We start from the raw sequence: 18,590 nt of genomic DNA on the forward strand, positions 1-18,590 counted from the left end.
TACCCCTTACTGCGCCTGCACACGCAGCTCTGCTGCGCTACGACTACGGTGACCCAACAGTGCTTTAACATCGCTGGACTTCGGTTTGACCAGCGCGAATTTCGCTGAGAATGCTGGCCAGTTTGCCAGGATCTCTTCGCCGCGCGAAGAACCGGTATGCTGCACGTGTTCGGTAATCAAACCGCGCAGATGTTCTTCATGGATGGCCAGTGTTTCAACGTCCAGCACTTCCACCAGCTCTGGGTTCACGCGTTTGCGGAACTCACCGTCTTCATCCAGGACGTAGGCGAAACCGCCCGTCATGCCCGCGCCGAAGTTCACGCCGGTTTTGCCCAATACGCAGACAATCCCGCCGGTCATGTATTCACAGCCGTTATCGCCGATGCCTTCAACCACCGTGATGGCGCCCGAGTTACGCACCGCGAAACGTTCACCTGCGCGACCTGCGGCAAACAGACGACCACCGGTGGCACCGTACAGACAGGTATTGCCGATAATGCTGGCTTCATGACTGCGGAACGCAGAACCGACCGGAGGACGCACCGCCAGCAATCCACCTGCCATGCCTTTCCCGACGTAGTCGTTGGCATCGCCAGTCAGATACAGCTCAACGCCGCCCGCATTCCAGACGCCAAAGCTCTGACCTGCAGTACCGCTGAAGTGCGCGATAATCGGATCGGCAGCTAAGCCCTGATCGCCATGGGTTTGCGCGATATAACCAGAAAGCGTCGCGCCAACAGAACGGTCAGTGTTGCGAATATCAAACCAGAACGTTTTGCTCTGTTTGTCATCAACAAACGGTTTCGCCTGCTGCAACAGTTGGGCGTTGAGCACGCCGTTATCAAACGGCGGGTTGGTCTCGGTCCAGTAAACGGCTTTGCCAGGATGCGGCTGTGCAGTTTCCAGTAGCTTAGACAGCTCCAGCTTCTGCTGTTTGGCGGTGAAACCTTCCAGCTCTTTCAGCAGGTCGGTACGGCCAATCAGATCTACCAGACGCGTCACGCCCAGTTGCGCCATCAGCTCGCGGGTTTCGCGGGCGATGAATTCAAAGTAGTTGGTCACTTTGAACGGCAAACCGTGGTAATGGTTTTTACGCAGTTTTTCGTCCTGAGTTGCCACGCCCGTTGCACAGTTGTTCAGGTGACAAATACGCAGGTATTTACAGCCGAGCGCAACCATTGGGCCCGTACCAAAGCCGAAGCTTTCAGCCCCCAGAATAGCGGCTTTAATGATGTCGAGACCGGTTTTCAGACCGCCGTCAACCTGCAGGCGGATCTTGTGGCGCAGACCGTTGGCCACCAGTGCCTGTTGCGTTTCAACCAGGCCCAGCTCCCACGGACAACCCGCATATTTCACGGAGGAAAGTGGGCTTGCACCCGTACCGCCGTCGTAGCCCGCGATGGTAATCAGATCCGCGTAGGCTTTTGCCACGCCGGTCGCAATGGTGCCCACGCCCGGTTCAGAAACCAGCTTCACGGAGATCAGCGCTTTCGGGTTGACCTGTTTCAGGTCGAAAATCAGCTGCGCCAAATCTTCGATAGAGTAGATATCGTGATGCGGCGGCGGGGAGATCAGCGTCACGCCCGGCACTGAGTAGCGCAGTTTGGCGATGTACGGCGTCACTTTATCACCCGGCAACTGACCGCCTTCGCCCGGTTTTGCACCCTGAGCGACTTTAATCTGAATCACATCGGCGTTAACCAGATACGCAGGTGTGACGCCGAAGCGACCAGAAGCCACCTGCTTGATGCGCGACACTTTATTGGTGCCGTAGCGCGCAGGATCTTCGCCGCCTTCGCCGGAGTTCGAGTTGCCGCCGATGCTGTTCATCGCTTCAGCCAGCGCTTCGTGCGCCTCTGGGCTCAGTGCGCCGATGGACATGGCCGCAGTATCAAAGCGTTTGTACAGCTCGCTCGCGGGTTCCACGTCATCAATATTGACCGTTTTGCCGTCCGGCGTGACTGCCAGCAAATCGCGCAGGGTCGCCGCCGGACGTTCGTTCACCAGCTTCGAATACTGCTGATAATCGCTGTATTCACCGCTCTGAACCGCCTGTTGCAGCGTGCGGACCACGTCCGGGTTGTAGGCGTGATATTCGCCACCGTGAACGTATTTCAGGAATCCACCCTGATCCAGCGGTTTACGCGCCAGCCAGGCCCGTTTCGACAGGTTCAGCAAGTCCTGCTGGAAGTCAGAGAATCCAGCCCCGCCGATACGGCTGATCACACCCTGGAAACAGAGATCGGCGACGTCATCGTGCAGACCGACCGCTTCGAACAGCTTGGAGCAACGGTAAGAGGCGATAGTCGAGATGCCCATCTTGGACATGATTTTGTACAGGCCTTTGTTGATGCCATTACGGTAGTTCAGCATCACGGTGCGGTAATTTTTTTCGATGACGCGCCCATCAACCAGTTTCGCCAGCGTTTCGTAGGCGAGGTATGGATAGATGGCGGTAGCGCCGAAGCCCAGCAGCACGGCGAAGTGGTGCGGGTCGCGCGCGCTGGCGGTTTCAACGATGATGTTGGCGTCGCAGCGCAGGCTCTTATCCACCAGACGGGTCTGGATCGCGCCCACCGCCATCGGTGCAGGAACCGGCAGGCGGTTCTTAGCGATGTTACGGTCTGACAGCACCAGCAGAACGGTGCCATCACGCACCATTTGTTCTGCTTTATCACACAAGGCTTTCACCGTTTCTTCGAGGCTCGCTTCGGTCACGTCGAACGTAATATCGAGCGTGTCGGCGCGGTAATGCTCCTCTGTCATGGTGGTGAGCTGTTTGAAATCGGAGTACAGCAGGATCGGCGATTTAAAGCTCAGGCGGTGCGCCTGGCCTTCGGCTTCACAGAAGACGTTCATTTCGCGACCGATGCTGGTCGCCAACGACATCACATGCGCTTCACGCAGCGGATCGATTGGCGGGTTGGTTACCTGCGCAAACTGCTGACGGAAGTAGTCGTAAATGATGCGTGGCTGGCTGGAAAGCACGGCAAACGGGGTATCGTCACCCATTGAACCGACGGCTTCCTGGCCATTCTCACCGAGCACGCGGATAATAGAATCCAGCTCTTCGGCGTTGTAGTTAAACTGTTTCTGGAAGCTGGCAAGCGTGTCGTCATCCAGTTCACGACTGCCCACTTCTTCATCCTGCAGATCTTCGAACGGCACCAGACGGCGGACGTTTTTCTCCATCCACTCTTTGTACGGGTGACGGCTTTTCAGATCGTCATCCGTTTCTGCCGAGTGCAGAATGCGTCCACTGCGGGTGTCGATAACCATCAACTCACCCGGACCGACGCGGCCTTTTTCGACCACTTCGTCAGGCTGGTAATCCCAGATGCCCACCTCAGATGCGCAGGTGATCAGCTTATCTTTGGTGATGACGTAGCGCGCCGGACGCAGACCGTTACGGTCCAGGTTACAGGCTGCATAACGTCCATCGGACATCACGATGCCCGCCGGGCCGTCCCACGGCTCCATGTGCATGGAGTTAAAGTCAAAGAACGCGCGCAGCTCAGGATCCATATTCGGGTTGCTCTGCCAGGCTGGCGGAACAAGCAGACGCATCGCACGCACGATATCCATCCCGCCTGCCAGCAGCAGTTCCAGCATGTTATCCATGGAGCTGGAATCCGAGCCGGTTTCATTCACGAACGGTGCGGCATCGTGAAGATCGGGGATCAATGGGGTCTGGAATTTATAAGTACGTGCACGCGCCCACTGGCGGTTACCGGTGATGGTATTGATCTCACCGTTGTGTGCCAGGTAGCGGAAAGGCTGAGCCAGCGGCCAGCGCGGAACGGTGTTCGTGGAGAAGCGCTGGTGGAACAGGCAAATGGCCGATTCCAGACGCAGGTCCGCGAGGTCCAGATAAAAGCGCGGCAGGTCCGTCGGCATACACAGACCTTTATAGATGTTCACCAGATTTGAGAGGCTACACACGTAGAACTCTTTATCATCCAGCAAACGTTTTTCAATGCGACGGCGGGCAATGAACAGGCGGCGTTCCATATCACGCGGACGCCAGCCCGCAGGCGCATTCACAAAAATTTGTTCAATACGAGGCAGCGAGGAGAGGGCGATTTCACCGAGTACTCCTTCGTTGGTTGGCACATTGCGCCAGCCGACAATCGACAGGGTTTCGCGTTGAAGTTCTTCTTCGACGATGCGGCGTGATGCGGCAGCTTTTTCAGGATCCTGATTCAGGAACAGCATGCCGACAGCGTAGTTTTTGGCTAAACGCCAGCCGCGCTCTTGCGCAACAATGCGGAAGAAACGATCCGGTTTTTGCAGCAGCAGACCGCAACCGTCGCCGGTTTTACCATCAGCGAGGATCGCGCCACGGTGCTGCATGCGGGCCAGTGCGTGTATAGCGGTACGCACTACCTTGTGGCTAGGTTCGCCTTCTATGTGGGCGATCAGGCCGAAACCACAGTTATCCTTCTCAAGGGATTTATCGTACAACATATCAGTGAACCTCCCCAGGCTCTTCGGGCTTCCCATCTGGACGTGGCGCACAGGCACAGAAAGAGCGCGGCGACGGGGTTTGCGTGTCATACGCGTACCTCGCATTCGCCCTCTTAATATCCTTTTCGCACAGGTCAAACAAGTTTGAGGACTTGCTTCAGAGGGAATCTCAATTACTGCATAAATATGATGAGCAGGCTGCTCATCCAGAAAGCTTCCAGCGGATTTCCAACTTATCGGGAATTGATACACAGGTCAAATGGCAATCTTATTTATACAAAAGTGTGCTAAAGAGGTGTTATCTTTTTGATTTAAAAGGTTATTTTTAGTATTTTTGACGAACTTAACGCAGAGGAGGCAATAAAAGAGTGTGATCTGACTCACTATCTGAAAGCGGTATTATCAATGCAGCATGCTGAATACCAGAATAATTGCAGGATATTACACTGGCACTGTTGAACAACCCGCATAATCACACTGTTTTTCAGCTCTGACGGTATAAGTGAAAAAAAGGGCCTGAGCATAAGCAAAAGTAATTGCCAGAATGATGAATGAAATTGCAGTAATAGTGGTTTTTTATTCAAATGAATAATAGCGGTCCAGAGCGATTGATCCAGGTCATCGCCGACTGAAGCTAAAAATGGCAGGCTTACCCCCTTTGTTCGGGGCGGTCTATCAGATTATGCAGTTACAGAAATTAGTCAATATGTTTGGTGGGGATCTTTTGCGTCGCTACGGTGAAAAGGTTCATAAGCTCACGCTACACGGGGGCTTTAGCTGCCCCAATCGCGATGGCACCATTGGGCGTGGCGGCTGTACTTTCTGTAATGTGGCCTCGTTTGCTGACGAAACGCAGCAGCAGCACTCTATTGCAGTGCAGCTCGCCCATCAGGCCCGTCTCGTCAACCGTGCAAAGCAGTATCTGGCCTATTTCCAGGCGTACACCAGCACCTGGGCTGAAGTACAAGTGTTGCGCTCAATGTATCAGCAGGCCGTCAGTCAGGCTAATATTGTCGGGTTATGCGTCGGAACGCGTCCGGACTGCGTGCCAGAAGCCGTGCTTGATCTGCTCAGCGAATATAAAGATTTGGGTTACGAAATTTGGCTGGAGCTGGGACTACAAACCGCACATGACAAAACCCTGCACCGCATTAATCGTGGACACGATTTTGCCTGCTACCAACACACTACGCGACTTGCCCGCGAGCGCGGGCTAAAAGTATGTTCGCACCTGATTGTCGGTCTACCGGGAGAGGGGCAGCAACATGGCCTGGAGACGCTGGAAAAGGTGGTTGAGACTGGCGTTGATGGCATCAAACTCCATCCGCTGCATATCGTCAAAGGCAGCATTATGGCGAAGTCCTGGGAAGCGGGGCGATTAAACGGTATTGAGCTGGATGAGTACACCGTTACAGCGGGTGAGATGATTCGTCACACGCCGCCAGACGTGATTTATCACCGCATTTCCGCCAGCGCCCGTCGCCCGGAACTGCTCGCGCCGCTTTGGTGTGAGAACCGCTGGACAGGGATGGTTGAGCTCGACCGCTACCTGAACGCGCACGGTGTACAGGGTTCTGCGATGGGTAGACCCTGGGTTTCCCCGCTAACGTCGTCGGCCGCCGAGTAGGCTACCCAGCATCCCGCGGACAATCTGATTTGTCACCTGACGCGCTGCGCTTTTCGCCATGGTCTGAACGACGCCATCGCGCTTACCGCCGCGTGGCCCGGTACTGCCGAAGAGAATATCTTTCAGCCCGCCGAGTATTCCGTCATCCACCGCAACCGACTCACCTTTTGCTACGGGCGTATTTTGCTGCTCAGTATTGGCCTGAACGCCTTTTTGCAGCATTTCGAACGCGGATTCTCTGTCGACCTCGTCCTCGTATTTTCCGTACACCGGCGAATGATTTATCAGCCCGTTTCGCTCATCCTCCGTCACGGGTCCCATGCGGGAGAAAGGCGCGATGACCATTGCACGCTCGACGATGGACGGGCTGCCTTTCGCATCCAGGAAAGAAATCAGCGCCTCACCCGTCCCGAGCGCCTGAATGGCTTGCTCGGTATCAAATGCCGGGTTGGTGCGCATCGTTTGTGCGGCGGCTTTTACGGCTTTCTGATCCTTCGGTGTGAAGGCGCGGAGTGCGTGCTGCACGCGGTTGCCCAACTGCCCCAGAACGTTGTCAGGAATATCAGAAGGGTTTTGCGAGACGAAATACACCCCGACGCCTTTAGAGCGAATCAGGCGGATCACCTGTTCGATTTTATCCAGCAGGACCTGTGGAGCATCGCTAAACAGCAGATGCGCTTCGTCAAAGAAAAACACCAGCTTGGGTTTGTCGAGATCGCCCGCTTCCGGCAGCTGTTCATAAAGTTCTGAGAGCATCCACAGCAGGCTAGCGGCATACAGTTTAGGCATCTGGTAGAGCTTTTCGGCGCTCAGAATATTAATGATGCCCTTGCCGTTGCTGTCGGTGCGCATCCAGTCTTTGATATCCAGCATCGGTTCGCCAAAGAAATGTTCGGCGCCCTGTTGTTCAAGAGTCAGAAGCCCACGCTGAATTGCGCCCACCGAGGCGCTGCTAATATTGCCGTACTGATTCTGGAAGGATTTTGCGTTATCCCCGATATACTGCGTTATCGCGCGGAGATCTTTGAAATCGAGCAGCAGCAAGCCCTGATCGTCCGCGATGCGAAAGATGATATTCAGCACGCCGGATTGCACATCGTTCAGATTGAGGAGCCGCGCCAGCAGTAAAGGGCCGACGTCGGATACGGTCGCGCGCACCGGATGGCCTTTCTCACCGAAAATATCCCACACCACCACCGGATTACCTTGCGGTTGCCAGTCGGTCACTCCGATATTTTTCAGGCGATCGAGCAGTTTTTCAGACGCGGTGCCTTCCTGCGCGATGCCGGTCAAGTCGCCTTTCACGTCGGCCATAAACACCGGGACGCCAATTTCAGAAAAAGACTCCGCCAACTTTTGCAGCGTGACGGTTTTTCCCGTCCCCGTTGCACCGGTAATTAACCCGTGGCGGTTCGCCATACCGGGCAGCAGGAAAAGCTCTTTCTCCAGCGTTCGGGCAATCAGCAGTGGTGTACTCATGGTGCGCGTCCTCTCTTTGTCCTGCGTGGAGTATAGGCAACCTGGCGGCAAAATGACTCAGTAAATTCCTGACTTTGCGGCGCATTATCCAGTGCAGGCTATGCTTTTGCATACGGTTCACAAAATTTTGGGAAGCTATGTCCAGATTCTTTTTTAACGATCGCAAACAGCTGGTCAACGACGCCATTGAAGGCATACTGATTTCCGCACCGCACGCGAATCTCGTCAAACTCGATATCGATCCTGCCATCCGTGTGGTTGCGCGTGGCGACTGGGATAAAAGCCGCGTAGCGGTGATTTCTGGTGGTGGATCGGGCCACGAACCCGCTCATGCCGGATTTGTCGGCAAAGGGATGTTGACCGCTGCCGTGTGTGGCGATCTGTTTGCCTCACCGAGCGTGGATGCGGTGTTAAACGCAATTGTGGCGGTAACGGGCGATCACGGTTGCTTGTTAATCGTCAAAAACTATACCGGCGATCGGCTTAACTTTGGCCTCGCGGCAGAAAAGGCCAAACGCTATGGGCTGAAGGTTGAGATGGTGATTGTTGCCGATGATATCGCACTGCCGGACAACAAGCAGCCGCGTGGCATTGCGGGTACGGCGCTGGTGCACAAAATTGCCGGATATGCCGCCGAACAGGGGAAATCACTGGCTGAGGTACGGGATAGTGCGCAGCAGGCCTGTGAGAATATCTGGAGCCTGGGCGTGGCGATGCAAACCTGTAATCTGCCGGGCAGCGACGATGAAGAGGGGCGTATCAAGGAAGGGCATGTCGAACTTGGGTTGGGTATTCACGGCGAGCCGGGGGCGTCGGTCGTTGATACGCACAACAGCAAAGAGATTATCGACACCCTGGTGAAGCCGCTAAAAGAGAAGGCCGGCGAGGGCAAATTTGCGGTGCTGATTAATAATCTTGGCGGTGTATCGGCGCTGGAGATGGCGCTGCTCACAAAAGAACTGGCGGATTCTGCGCTGAAGGACAATATTGCGTATCTGATTGGTCCTGCGCCGCTGGTGAGTTCGCTGGATATGAAAGGCTTTTCGCTGTCACTGTTGCAGCTTAATGACGCCTTTGAGAACGCTATAAACGCCCCCGTCGAAACTATCGGCTGGCAAAAGCCGGTAGCGTTCGCGCCATTACGCACGCTTTCACATACTGCGATTCAGGATCGTGTTGAATTTACGCCTTCCGGGAATGCCGAGGTCGCAGCGATAGTAGCGGCAGCGACGCAAACGTTGCTTGCGCTGGAGAACCGTTTGAATGCGCTGGACGCCAAAGTGGGTGACGGCGATACCGGATCAACGTTTGCGCTAGGGGCGCGGGAAATTGCGCAGCTTCTGGAGCAAAAACAGCTTCCGCTGAACGATGTGTCTCAGCTGCTGCTGCTGATTGGCGAACGGCTGGCGACGGTCATGGGCGGATCGAGTGGCGTTCTGATGTCGATCTTCTTTACAGCGGCCGGGCAGAAAATGCATGACGGAGAATCACTGCCGGAGGCATTGCTGAGCGGGCTTGCGCAAATGAAGCAATACGGCGGTGCGGATCTTGGCGATCGTACCTTGATCGACGCGCTACAACCTGCGTTAGAAGCGCTGCAAAACGGCGATATTCAGGCCGCTGCCCAGGCCGCGAAAAAGGGGGCTGAGGACACGGCTGGCATGCAAAAAGCCGGAGCCGGGCGTTCGTCGTATGTAAATAAAGAGAATCTGGAGGGCGTAACGGATCCCGGGGCCGTCGCGGTTGCAGAGGTGTTTGCGGCAGTGGCCAAAGCTAAACGTTAGCACGTGTGAGTGTACCCTCTCCCGCGGGAGAGGGTTGGGTGCGGGCATTAGCTCGCACTGTATATCTGATTGACGTAAATCAGAAATCTGCTTTCAACACGACACGATAACGGGCTTTGCCGTCACGAACGTGCTGAATAGCTTCATTGATTTTAGACATCGGATACAGTTCGGTCGTTGGCGCAACCTTCGTACGGCCCGCAAATTTCATCAGCTTGCGCAATTCGTAAGGTGTACCGGTCGCAGAACCCGACACGCTACGGTCGCCGCCAATCAGCGTGAACGCAGGCACCGGCAGTGGTTTCAGGACCGCACCGACGGTATGGAAGTTACCGCCATAGGCCAGCGCTTCAAAGTACGGCTGCCAGTCGAGATCGACGTTAACGGTGTTGATGATCAGATCAAACTGACCGGCCAACGCTTTTAACAATTCCGGATCGCGGCTGTTAACCACTTTATCGGCACCCATCGCCAGGACTTCTTGCTCTTTTGCTGGGTTAGAGCTGAACGCGGTGACTTCGCAGCCCATGGCATGCAGCAGCTTGATGGCGATGTGGCCCAGACCGCCAATACCGATAACACCTACACGGCTGGTGGCAGTCACGTGATGCATCAGGAGCGGTTTGAAGACGGTGATACCGCCGCACAGCAGTGGGCCTGCGGATTCGATATCAATGCTGTCCGGCAGTGGAATAACCCATTGCCAGTCGGCGCGGAGCTTGTCGGCGAAACCGCCTTTGTTCAGGATTGTCGGGACAGCGCCTTCCAGGCAGTTGATCTGATTGCCGCTAATACAGGCATCACAATGTCCGCAGCTACGTGCAGACCAGCCGATACCGACACGCTGACCGATTTTCAGCCCTTTATCCTGGGCAGCCGTCCCGAGTGCGACCACGCGACCAATGACTTCGTGTCCAGCAACCAGCGGATAGCTTGAGAAACCCCATTCGTTGTCGATCATCGACAGGTCTGAGTGGCAGATCCCGCAATAATCAACCTGTACTTCGACGTCTTCTGCTTTCAGCTCGCCCGCATCATATTCGTACAGTTCAAGTTCTGCACCTGCCTGCGGTGCGGCGTAGCTTTTTATCTTCGACATCGTCTTTCCCCCGTTTTGGTGTGAACTGAGAGTGTAGAGCATTCAGTTTACAGCCGCTTAACAGAAGAGGGCGGGAAGGGAATTTACAGATTTTTCAGCATCCTGACTTCGCAGTCGACGTGCCCGGTACAACCGAGAGGTTCTGAGATGTGCTCAAAGCCGAGGTGTTCGTACAGCCCAATAGCGTCTTTGAGGAACGCGGTGGTTTCGAGATAACAGCGCTTAAATCCCTGCCCGCGAGCGTGATCGAGTGCTACCAGCGCCAGCTTTTTCGCCAGCCCTTGGCCGCGCACGGACGGCAGGAAGTACATTTTTTGCAGTTCGCAGATGTCGGGTTCGCTGCAGCTCAGCGGTGCAACACCGCCTCCGCCGACGACATGACCGTTTTGCTCAATGACCCAGTAGGCGTGGCCTGGCTGACTGTAGAGCTGATACAACTCATCCAGATTCGGGTCAGCAACGGTGTAGCCCTTATCGGCCGTCAGACCATATTCAGCCGAAACCGCACGAATGACGGTGGCGATGCCGGAATTATCCAGCTCAGTTATCCGACGCATCGTGGTCGCGGCGGTCGGGGTAATTACGCTCATAGCATGGCTCATGACAAAAATTGACACACAGTTGCAGTTAATAGCATCGCAGAAAAGGGAGTGCAAGCGAGGATATTTCAGGGAGGAGTCCCCTTACCTGCGAACAGGTAAGGGGCTAAGCGCTTACAGCGCAGCAATAACCGCTTGCTGTTCGATCAGTTTCGCTTTTGCATCAGCGAATGCTACCAGGCGTTCACGTTCTTTCGCGATAACCGCTTCAGGTGCACGCGCCACGAAACCTTCGTTGGACAGCTTGCTTTCGATCTTGCCAATTTCGATCTCGACTTTGGCCACTTCTTTCGCCAGACGCGCCAGCTCAGTGTCTTTGTCGATAAGACCAGCCATTGGGATCAGCAGCTCAGCACCATCGATGATTTTGGTCACGGAAACCGGACCTTTATCATTGGCTGGCAGCACGGTGATGCTTTCCAGACGCGCCATGTTTTGCAGGAAGTTACGGTTCTCGCTAACACGACGAATCGCAGCATCACTGCAACCGCGCAGCAGCAGTTCCAGCGGTTTGCCCGGGGAGATGTTCATTTCCGCACGAATATTACGTACGGCAACGATCGCTTGTTTTAGCCATTCGGTATCGGAAGCCGCGGCTTCATCCACTTGGGTGGCATCAAACTCCGGGAACGGCTGGAGCATGATGGTATCGGCAGTAATGCCTTTGATAACCTTCACGCGTTGCCAGATAGTTTCGGTAATGAATGGAATGATCGGATGCGCCAGGCGCAGTAAACCTTCCAGAACGGTGATCAGCGTGTTGCGCGTGCCGCGCAGTTCAGCTTCATTGCCGCCGTTCATCACCGGTTTGGTCAGCTCCAGATACCAGTCACAGAACTGGTTCCAGGTGAATTCGTACAAGATACCTGCCGCGATATCAAAGCGATAAGTGTCCAGCGCTTCACGGTATGCTTTGATGGTCTGGTTGAATTCCGCGAGGATCCAGCGATCCGCCAGCGACAGCGTCATCTCGCCACCGTTGAAACCACAATCCTGATCTTCCGTGTTCATCAGCACAAAGCGGCTGGCGTTCCACAGTTTGTTACAGAAGTTGCGGTAACCTTCCAGACGTTTCATGTCCCAGTTGATGTCGCGACCGGTAGAGGCCAGCGCCGCCAGGGTGAAACGCAGGGCGTCGGTGCCGTGCGGCTCGATGCCGTCCGGGAATTGCTTCTCGGTGCGCTTGGCGATTTTTTCCGCCAGCTGCGGCTGCATCATGTTGCCGGTACGTTTTTCCAGCAGGTCTGCCAGCGAAATACCGTCAACCATATCCAGCGGGTCGATAACGTTGCCCTTGGATTTGGACATTTTCTGGCCTTCATCGTCACGAATCAAACCGGTCATGTAGACGGTTTTAAACGGTACCTGAGGTTTGCCGTTTTCATCTTTGATGAAGTGCATGGTCATCATGATCATACGGGCGATCCAGAAGAAGATAATGTCGAAGCCGGACACCATCACGCTGGTTGGGTGGAACTGACGCAGCGCGTCGGTGTTCTCTGGCCAGCCGAGCGTAGAGAAAGTCCACAGTGCGGAAGAGAACCAGGTATCGAGAACGTCGTCGTCCTGACGCAGCGCAACATCGGCACCGAGGTTATTTTCCTGGCGCACTTCGTCTTCGGTGCGACCGACAAACACGTTGCCCTCGTTGTCGTACCACGCTGGGATACGGTGACCCCACCACAGCTGACGAGAAATACACCAGTCCTGAATATCACGCATCCAGGAGAAGTACATGTTTTCGTACTGTTTCGGCACGAACTGAATATCGCCGTTTTCAACCGCTTCAACCGCAGGTTTTGCCAGCACATCGGCACGTACGTACCACTGGTCGGTCAGCATCGGTTCGATAACCACGCCGCCACGGTCGCCGTAAGGAACGGTCAGATCGTGTGGTTTGATCTCTTCAAGCAGGCCAAGCGCGTCAATGGCGGCCACAACAGCTTTACGCGCGGCAAAGCGTTCCAGCTTCTGGAATTCCGCAGGAATATCGCTTGGGTAAACGTCAGATTCTTCGCCTTTGGTGTCGTACACTTCAGCGCTTTCGCGGATGTCACCGTCAAAGGTCAGAATGTTGATCATCGGCAGGGCGTGGCGACGACCCACTTCATAGTCGTTGAAGTCGTGCGCCGGGGTGATTTTCACACAGCCGGTGCCTTTTTCCATGTCGGCGTGTTCGTCGCCCAGAATCGGGATGCGACGATTCACCAGCGGCAATTCTACAAACTTGCCGATCAGGTCTTTATAGCGTGGATCTTCCGGGTTAACGGCCACACCAGTATCGCCCAGCAGGGTTTCCGGACGGGTCGTGGCTACGACCAGATAATCTTTACCGTCTGCGGTTTTCGCGCCATCTGCCAGCGGATAGCGGATGTGCCACATCGAGCCTTTAGACTCGCGGTTTTCCACTTCCAGATCGGAGATTGCTGTGCGCAGTTTTGGATCCCAGTTCACCAGGCGTTTGCCACGGTAAATCAGATCTTCTTTGTACAGGCGGACGAACACTTCTTTCACGGCATTGGAAAGGCCTTCGTCCATGGTGAAGCGCTCGCGCTCCCAGTCCACGGAGTTGCCGAGACGGCGCATCTGACGGGTAATGGTGCCGCCAGATTCTGCTTTCCACTGCCAAATTTTGTCGATAAAGGCGTCGCGACCGTAGTCGTGGCGGGTTTTACCTTCTTCAGCGGCAATTTTACGCTCAACCACCATCTGGGTAGCGATACCCGCGTGGTCAGTACCTGCCTGCCACAGGGTGTTTTTACCCTGCATGCGCTGGTAACGGATCATGGTGTCCATGATGGTTTGCTGGAAAGCATGACCCATATGCAAACTGCCGGTGACGTTCGGCGGCGGGATCATGATGCAGAAGGACTCTTTGCTTTCATCGCCGTTAGGCTTGAAATAGCCCTGCTCTTCCCAGTGCTCGTAAAGCGGCTGTTCGATATCTCGTGGGTTGTATGTCTTTTCCATTATTTCCAGGTTGCCGTATTCAGGTTAAAACCAGCCAGGCGGTACGCTTTGTAGCGTTCGCGCGCCAGTTGTTTCAGAGAATCTTCGTGAGGGACAAAGTCTACCACTTCTGTGAAAGCGGTGGCAAAATCTGCAAAGCCCGTACGCAAGCTAATCAAGATATCGCGTGCGCTGCTGTTGCGTTTTTGCGGCCAGGCAATTTCCACCGGCGCGCCGCCGCGTGGTCCTTCACCCGATAAATTGTGCGGGACAAAACTCTCGGGCGGTCTTGCCCACAGCGCTTCGTCGAGGCGAATAGCCTGCTGTTCATCTTCGCAGGCAATCAGTACACGTTTTCCATTTCGCCAACGTTCTGCGGCAATTTCACACACCAGCTGTTCGACGGCGCTGAGACCATCCTGATGGGTATCATTGTCCAGAAGGTAGAACGTTGCATTCTTCATATATGGGGCTTCTTGTGGTGAATTTAAACGTAGTGCCCGACGGCAACGCGCCAGTCGGGCATACGATTAGTTTACTCTTCGCCGTTAAACCCGGCGCGGTTGAGCAGGAACTGTGACAGCAGGGCGACAGGACGACCGGTCGCGCCTTTGGCTTTACCGGAGCGCCATGCGGTGCCCGCGATATCGAGGTGCGCCCAGTTGTACTTACGCGTGAAGCGCGCCAGGAAGCAGCCTGCGGTGATAGCGCCACCCGGACGACCGCCGATGTTCGCCATATCCGCAAAGTTGGATTCCAGCTGTTCCTGATACTCATCGCCCAGCGGCAGACGCCACGCGCGATCGCCAGCCTGTTCGGAGGCACCGATCAGCTCATGCGCCAGCGGGTTGTGGTTCGACATCAGGCCGGTGATGTGATGGCCCAGGGCAATCACACAGGCGCCGGTCAGCGTAGCGACATCGATAACCGCTTCAGGCTCGAAGCGTTCAACGTAGGTCAGCACATCGCACAGCACCAGACGGCCTTCGGCGTCGGTGTTCAGCACTTCGACAGTCTGGCCGGACATGGTGGTCAGCACATCGCCAGGACGATACGCTCGCCCGCCAGGCATGTTTTCGCAGCCCGCCAGCACGCCGATAACGTTAATCGGTAGCTGCAGTTCGGCCACCATACGCATCACACCGTACACCGCCGCAGCGCCGCACATGTCGTACTTCATCTCATCCATGCCTTCAGCAGGCTTGATGGAGATACCGCCGGAGTCAAAGGTGAGTCCTTTACCGACGAGCACAATCGGGCGCGCATCTTCCGACGGGTTGCCTTTGTACTCAATCACCGACATCAGCGATTCGTTTTGGGAACCGTTGCCGACCGCAAGGTACGAGTGCATTCCCAGCTCTTTCATCTGCTGTTCGCCGATGACGCGGGTGACGATATTTTTGCTGTACGAATCCGCCAACTGGCGCGCCTGAGACGCCAGATAGCCCGCGTTACAGATATTCGGCGGCATATTGCCGAGATCTTTTGCCGCTTTGATACCGGCAGCAATCGCCAGACCGTGCTGAATAGCGCGTTCGCCGCTGGTGAGTTCGCGACGAGTGGGCACATTAAAGACCATCTTACGCAGCGGACGGCGCGGTTCGCTTTTGGTGGTTTTCAGCTGATCAAAGCTGTAGAGACTTTCTTTCGCTGTCTCAACCGCCTGGCGCACTTTCCAGTAGGTATTACGGCCTTTAACGTGCAGTTCGGTCAGGAAGCAGACGGCTTCCATCGAGCCAGTATCATTCAGCGTGTTGATGGTTTTCTGAATAACTTGTTTATACTGACGTTCATCCAACTCACGCTCTTTGCCACAGCCGATGAGCAGAATGCGTTCGGACAGCACATTGGGAACATGATGCAGCAACAGCGTCTGCCCAGGTTTGCCTTCCAGTTCGCCACGGCGAAGCAGGGCGCTGATATAGCCGTCACTGATTTTATCGAGTTGTTCGGCGATCGGGGAGAGACGGCGTGGTTCAAAGACGCCCACAACGATACAGGCACTCCGCTGTTTCTCCGGGCTACCGCTTTTTACACTGAACTCCATGCACTACGCTCCTGAATCTTAAAGACAACGACGGCGGCTACGGATAGAATTGAAACCTTTCGTAACTCACATCCGCTGTTGTGGTGACTTCGTGTTAATCTTACGTTACTACGGTTTCGGCAGTTCAAAAAATTTCCTGAAGCGCGAATCCGCCGGGTTTTTTAATTTTAGCGATGATTTCGACGACTCAAGAGAATAAATGACCTTTAAGCCATGAAACAAGCAATATTCCAGCAAAGAGACGGGTTTTTACGGGCGTATTTAAAGTGATAATCATAAGATATCTGGTACGGGAGACGCTCAAGAGCCAACTGGCCATCCTTTTCATCCTGCTTCTGATCTTTTTCTGTCAGAAGCTGGTCAGGATCCTCGGTGCGGCTGTTGACGGTGAAATCCCAACAAATCTGGTGCTTTCTCTGCTCGGATTAGGCGTGCCTGAAATGGCGCAGCTTATTCTGCCGCTAAGCCTTTTCCTCGGCCTGCTCATGACGCTGGGCAAACTCTATACCGAAAGCGAAATCACGGTCATGCATGCCTGCGGCTTAAGCAAAGCCGTGTTGGTCAAAGCGGCGATGGTGCTGGCGCTGTTCACGGGTATCGTGGCTGCGGTGAACGTCATGTGGGCAGGTCCCTGGTCTTCAAAACATCAGGACGAAGTGCTCGCAGAGGCCAAAGCGAACCCAGGCATGGCTGCGTTGGCGCAAGGGCAGTTCCAGCAAGCTTCTGACGGCAGTTCTGTGCTCTTTATCGAGAGCGTGGACGGTAGCCGTTTCAATGATGTGTTCCTCGCGCAAATCCGGACTAAAGGCAACGCCCGTCCGTCGGTGGTGGTGGCTGATTCCGGTCAACTCACTCAACGTAAAGACGGCTCTCAGGTTGTGACGTTGAATAAGGGTACGCGTTTTGAAGGCACAGCGTTGCTGCGCGATTTCCGTATTACGGACTTCCAAAACTATCAGGCGGTTGTCGGGCATCAAAACGTTGCGCTTGACCCGACGGATACCGAGCAGATGGACATGCGCACGCTAATCAATACCGATACCAATCGCGCCCGCGCAGAATTGCACTGGCGTCTGACGCTGGTATTCACCGTATTTATGATGGCGTTGATGGTCGTGCCGCTGAGCGTGGTCAATCCGCGTCAGGGCCGGGTACTGTCAATGTTACCCGCCATGCTCCTCTATCTGGTGTTCTTCCTGCTGCAAACGTCCATCAAGTCTAACGGTGGAAAGGGTAAGATCGATCCCATGATTTGGACATGGGCAGTCAACGGTCTTTACCTGCTACTGGCGGTAGTATTGAACCTGTGGGATACCGTGCCGATGCGTCGCATGCGTTCCCGTTTAATGCGTAAAGGAGCGGTGTAATGCAGGCGTTTGGCGTTCTTGACCGCTATATCGGTAAAACTATTTTCACCACCATCATGATGACGTTATTCATGCTGGTGTCGCTCTCCGGCATCATCAAGTTTGTTGACCAGTTGAAAAAGGCCGGGCAGGGCAGTTACGACGCACTGGGTGCGGGGATGTATACCCTTCTGAGCATCCCGAAAGATGTGCAGATTTTCTTCCCAATGGCCGCACTGCTTGGCGCATTGTTAGGTCTGGGTATGCTGGCGCAGCGCAGTGAGCTGGTGGTGATGCAGGCATCGGGTTTCACCCGTATGCAAGTGGCGCTGTCGGTTATGAAAACGGCGATTCCGCTGGTGTTACTGACCATGGCGATTGGCGAGTGGGTGGCACCGCAGGGCGAGCAGACGGCGCGTAATTACCGCGCGCAAGCCATGTACGGCGGCTCGCTGATGTCCACGCAGCAGGGCTTGTGGGCAAAAGACGGCAATAACTTTGTCTATATCGAACGCGTGAAGGGCGAAGATGAACTGGGCGGCGTGAGTATTTACGCCTTCAATGATAATCGTCGTTTGCAGTCCGTCCGGTATGCGGCGACGGCAAAATTTGATTCTGCAAAAAGGGTGTGGCGTTTGTCGCAGGTGGATGAATCTAACCTGCAAGATCCTAAGCAAATCACCGGTTCTCAGACGGTATCAGGCACCTGGAAGACCAACCTGACCCCAGACAAACTGGGCGTGGTGGCGTTGGATCCCGATGCGTTATCGATCAGCGGCTTACATAACTACGTGAAGTATCTGAAGTCGAGCGGCCAGGATGCAGGGCGTTATCAGCTCAACATGTGGAGCAAAATTTTCCAGCCGATGTCGGTTGCGGTGATGATGCTAATGGCGCTTTCGTTTATTTTCGGACCGCTGCGTAGCGTGGCAATGGGCGTGCGCGTGGTGACGGGGATCAGCTTCGGTTTCGTCTTTTACGTGCTGGATCAGATCTTTGGTCCGTTGACGTTGGTATACGGCATTCCTCCGCTGATTGGCGCGCTGTTGCCAAGCGCTTCGTTCTTCCTGATCAGCCTTTGGTTGCTCCTCAGACGCTCCTGATTACCTGACTCACTCACTCCCGCATCGCCGGGAGTGAGTCTCACCACCCGCTTCACTCCGCACTTTTTCACACAACCTTCAACGTCTTGC

Annotated in this window: 11 protein-coding genes; 4 read left to right on the forward strand and 7 right to left on the reverse strand. The window is 54.9% G+C overall.

The window, feature by feature from the left end; genetic code table 11:
* Positions 1 to 6: 6 nt before the first annotated feature.
* Positions 7 to 4,467, reverse strand: coding sequence for a glutamate synthase large subunit (gltB, locus tag AC0LWE_RS08015; RefSeq protein WP_072241712.1), 4,461 nt, complete (start codon positions 4,465 to 4,467; stop codon positions 7 to 9).
* 682 nt (positions 4,468 to 5,149) lie between these two features.
* Between gltB and mnmL the strand changes: the two genes are divergently transcribed.
* Complete coding sequence (gene mnmL, locus AC0LWE_RS08020) at positions 5,150 to 6,094, forward strand: tRNA modification radical SAM protein MnmL/YtqA (RefSeq protein WP_216980884.1); 945 nt, start codon at positions 5,150 to 5,152, stop codon at positions 6,092 to 6,094.
* Here mnmL and AC0LWE_RS08025 read toward each other — a convergent pair.
* On the reverse strand, positions 6,071 to 7,573 hold the full coding sequence (locus tag AC0LWE_RS08025) for a helicase HerA-like C-terminal domain-containing protein (RefSeq protein ID WP_174342815.1): 1,503 nt from the start codon (positions 7,571 to 7,573) through the stop codon (positions 6,071 to 6,073). The two genes, mnmL and AC0LWE_RS08025, sit on opposite strands and share 24 nt — an antisense overlap.
* A 137-nt stretch (positions 7,574 to 7,710) precedes the next feature.
* Between AC0LWE_RS08025 and AC0LWE_RS08030 the strand changes: the two genes are divergently transcribed.
* Positions 7,711 to 9,357: a glycerone kinase gene (locus tag AC0LWE_RS08030; protein WP_219347333.1), complete on the forward strand. Its 1,647-nt coding sequence runs from the start codon at positions 7,711 to 7,713 to the stop codon at positions 9,355 to 9,357.
* 79 nt (positions 9,358 to 9,436) lie between these two features.
* On the opposite strand, the gene ahr is transcribed toward AC0LWE_RS08030, so the two are convergent.
* The 5 genes from ahr to pepA form a co-directional block, all read right to left on the reverse strand.
* On the reverse strand, positions 9,437 to 10,456 hold the full coding sequence (gene ahr / locus AC0LWE_RS08035; protein WP_219347334.1) for an NADPH-dependent aldehyde reductase Ahr: 1,020 nt from the start codon (positions 10,454 to 10,456) through the stop codon (positions 9,437 to 9,439).
* A gap of 83 nt (positions 10,457 to 10,539) precedes the next feature.
* On the reverse strand, positions 10,540 to 11,046 hold the full coding sequence (locus AC0LWE_RS08040) for a GNAT family N-acetyltransferase (RefSeq protein ID WP_202694050.1): 507 nt from the start codon (positions 11,044 to 11,046) through the stop codon (positions 10,540 to 10,542).
* 123 nt (positions 11,047 to 11,169) lie between these two features.
* On the reverse strand, positions 11,170 to 14,025 hold the full coding sequence (locus AC0LWE_RS08045; RefSeq protein ID WP_059177317.1) for a valine--tRNA ligase: 2,856 nt from the start codon (positions 14,023 to 14,025) through the stop codon (positions 11,170 to 11,172).
* On the reverse strand, positions 14,025 to 14,468 hold the full coding sequence (gene holC, locus AC0LWE_RS08050; protein ID WP_015960630.1) for a DNA polymerase III subunit chi: 444 nt from the start codon (positions 14,466 to 14,468) through the stop codon (positions 14,025 to 14,027). The genes AC0LWE_RS08045 and holC overlap by 1 nt, the downstream gene beginning before the upstream one ends.
* Positions 14,469 to 14,539: 71 nt before the next feature.
* The gene (pepA, locus tag AC0LWE_RS08055) at positions 14,540 to 16,051 is read right to left on the reverse strand and encodes a leucyl aminopeptidase (protein WP_015960629.1); all 1,512 of its coding nucleotides are present in this window, start codon (positions 16,049 to 16,051) and stop codon (positions 14,540 to 14,542) included.
* Between the two features lie 266 nt (positions 16,052 to 16,317).
* On the opposite strand from pepA, the gene lptF reads away from it, so the two are divergent.
* Positions 16,318 to 17,418 (forward strand): LPS export ABC transporter permease LptF, encoded by a 1,101-nt coding sequence (lptF, locus tag AC0LWE_RS08060; RefSeq protein ID WP_174342818.1) that lies wholly within the window; start codon positions 16,318 to 16,320, stop codon positions 17,416 to 17,418.
* Positions 17,418 to 18,500, forward strand: coding sequence for an LPS export ABC transporter permease LptG (gene lptG / locus AC0LWE_RS08065; protein WP_131486416.1), 1,083 nt, complete (start codon positions 17,418 to 17,420; stop codon positions 18,498 to 18,500). The genes lptF and lptG overlap by 1 nt, the downstream gene beginning before the upstream one ends.
* Positions 18,501 to 18,590 lie beyond the last annotated feature (90 nt).

This window comes from Lelliottia sp. RD5, from assembly GCF_056032945.1.

Bases quoted from the DNA above. Each gene is read 5' to 3' on its own strand.
- gltB (WP_072241712.1), bottom strand. From the start codon at position 4,467: ATGTTGTACGATAAATCCCTTGAGAAGGATAACTGTGGTTTCGGCCTG.
- mnmL (WP_216980884.1), top strand. From the start codon at position 5,150: ATGCAGTTACAGAAATTAGTCAATATGTTTGGTGGGGATCTTTTGCGT.
- AC0LWE_RS08025 (WP_174342815.1), bottom strand. From the start codon at position 7,573: ATGAGTACACCACTGCTGATTGCCCGAACGCTGGAGAAAGAGCTTTTC.
- AC0LWE_RS08030 (WP_219347333.1), top strand. From the start codon at position 7,711: ATGTCCAGATTCTTTTTTAACGATCGCAAACAGCTGGTCAACGACGCC.
- ahr (WP_219347334.1), bottom strand. From the start codon at position 10,456: ATGTCGAAGATAAAAAGCTACGCCGCACCGCAGGCAGGTGCAGAACTT.
- AC0LWE_RS08040 (WP_202694050.1), bottom strand. From the start codon at position 11,046: ATGAGCGTAATTACCCCGACCGCCGCGACCACGATGCGTCGGATAACT.
- AC0LWE_RS08045 (WP_059177317.1), bottom strand. From the start codon at position 14,025: ATGGAAAAGACATACAACCCACGAGATATCGAACAGCCGCTTTACGAG.
- holC (WP_015960630.1), bottom strand. From the start codon at position 14,468: ATGAAGAATGCAACGTTCTACCTTCTGGACAATGATACCCATCAGGAT.
- pepA (WP_015960629.1), bottom strand. From the start codon at position 16,051: ATGGAGTTCAGTGTAAAAAGCGGTAGCCCGGAGAAACAGCGGAGTGCC.
- lptG (WP_131486416.1), top strand. From the start codon at position 17,418: ATGCAGGCGTTTGGCGTTCTTGACCGCTATATCGGTAAAACTATTTTC.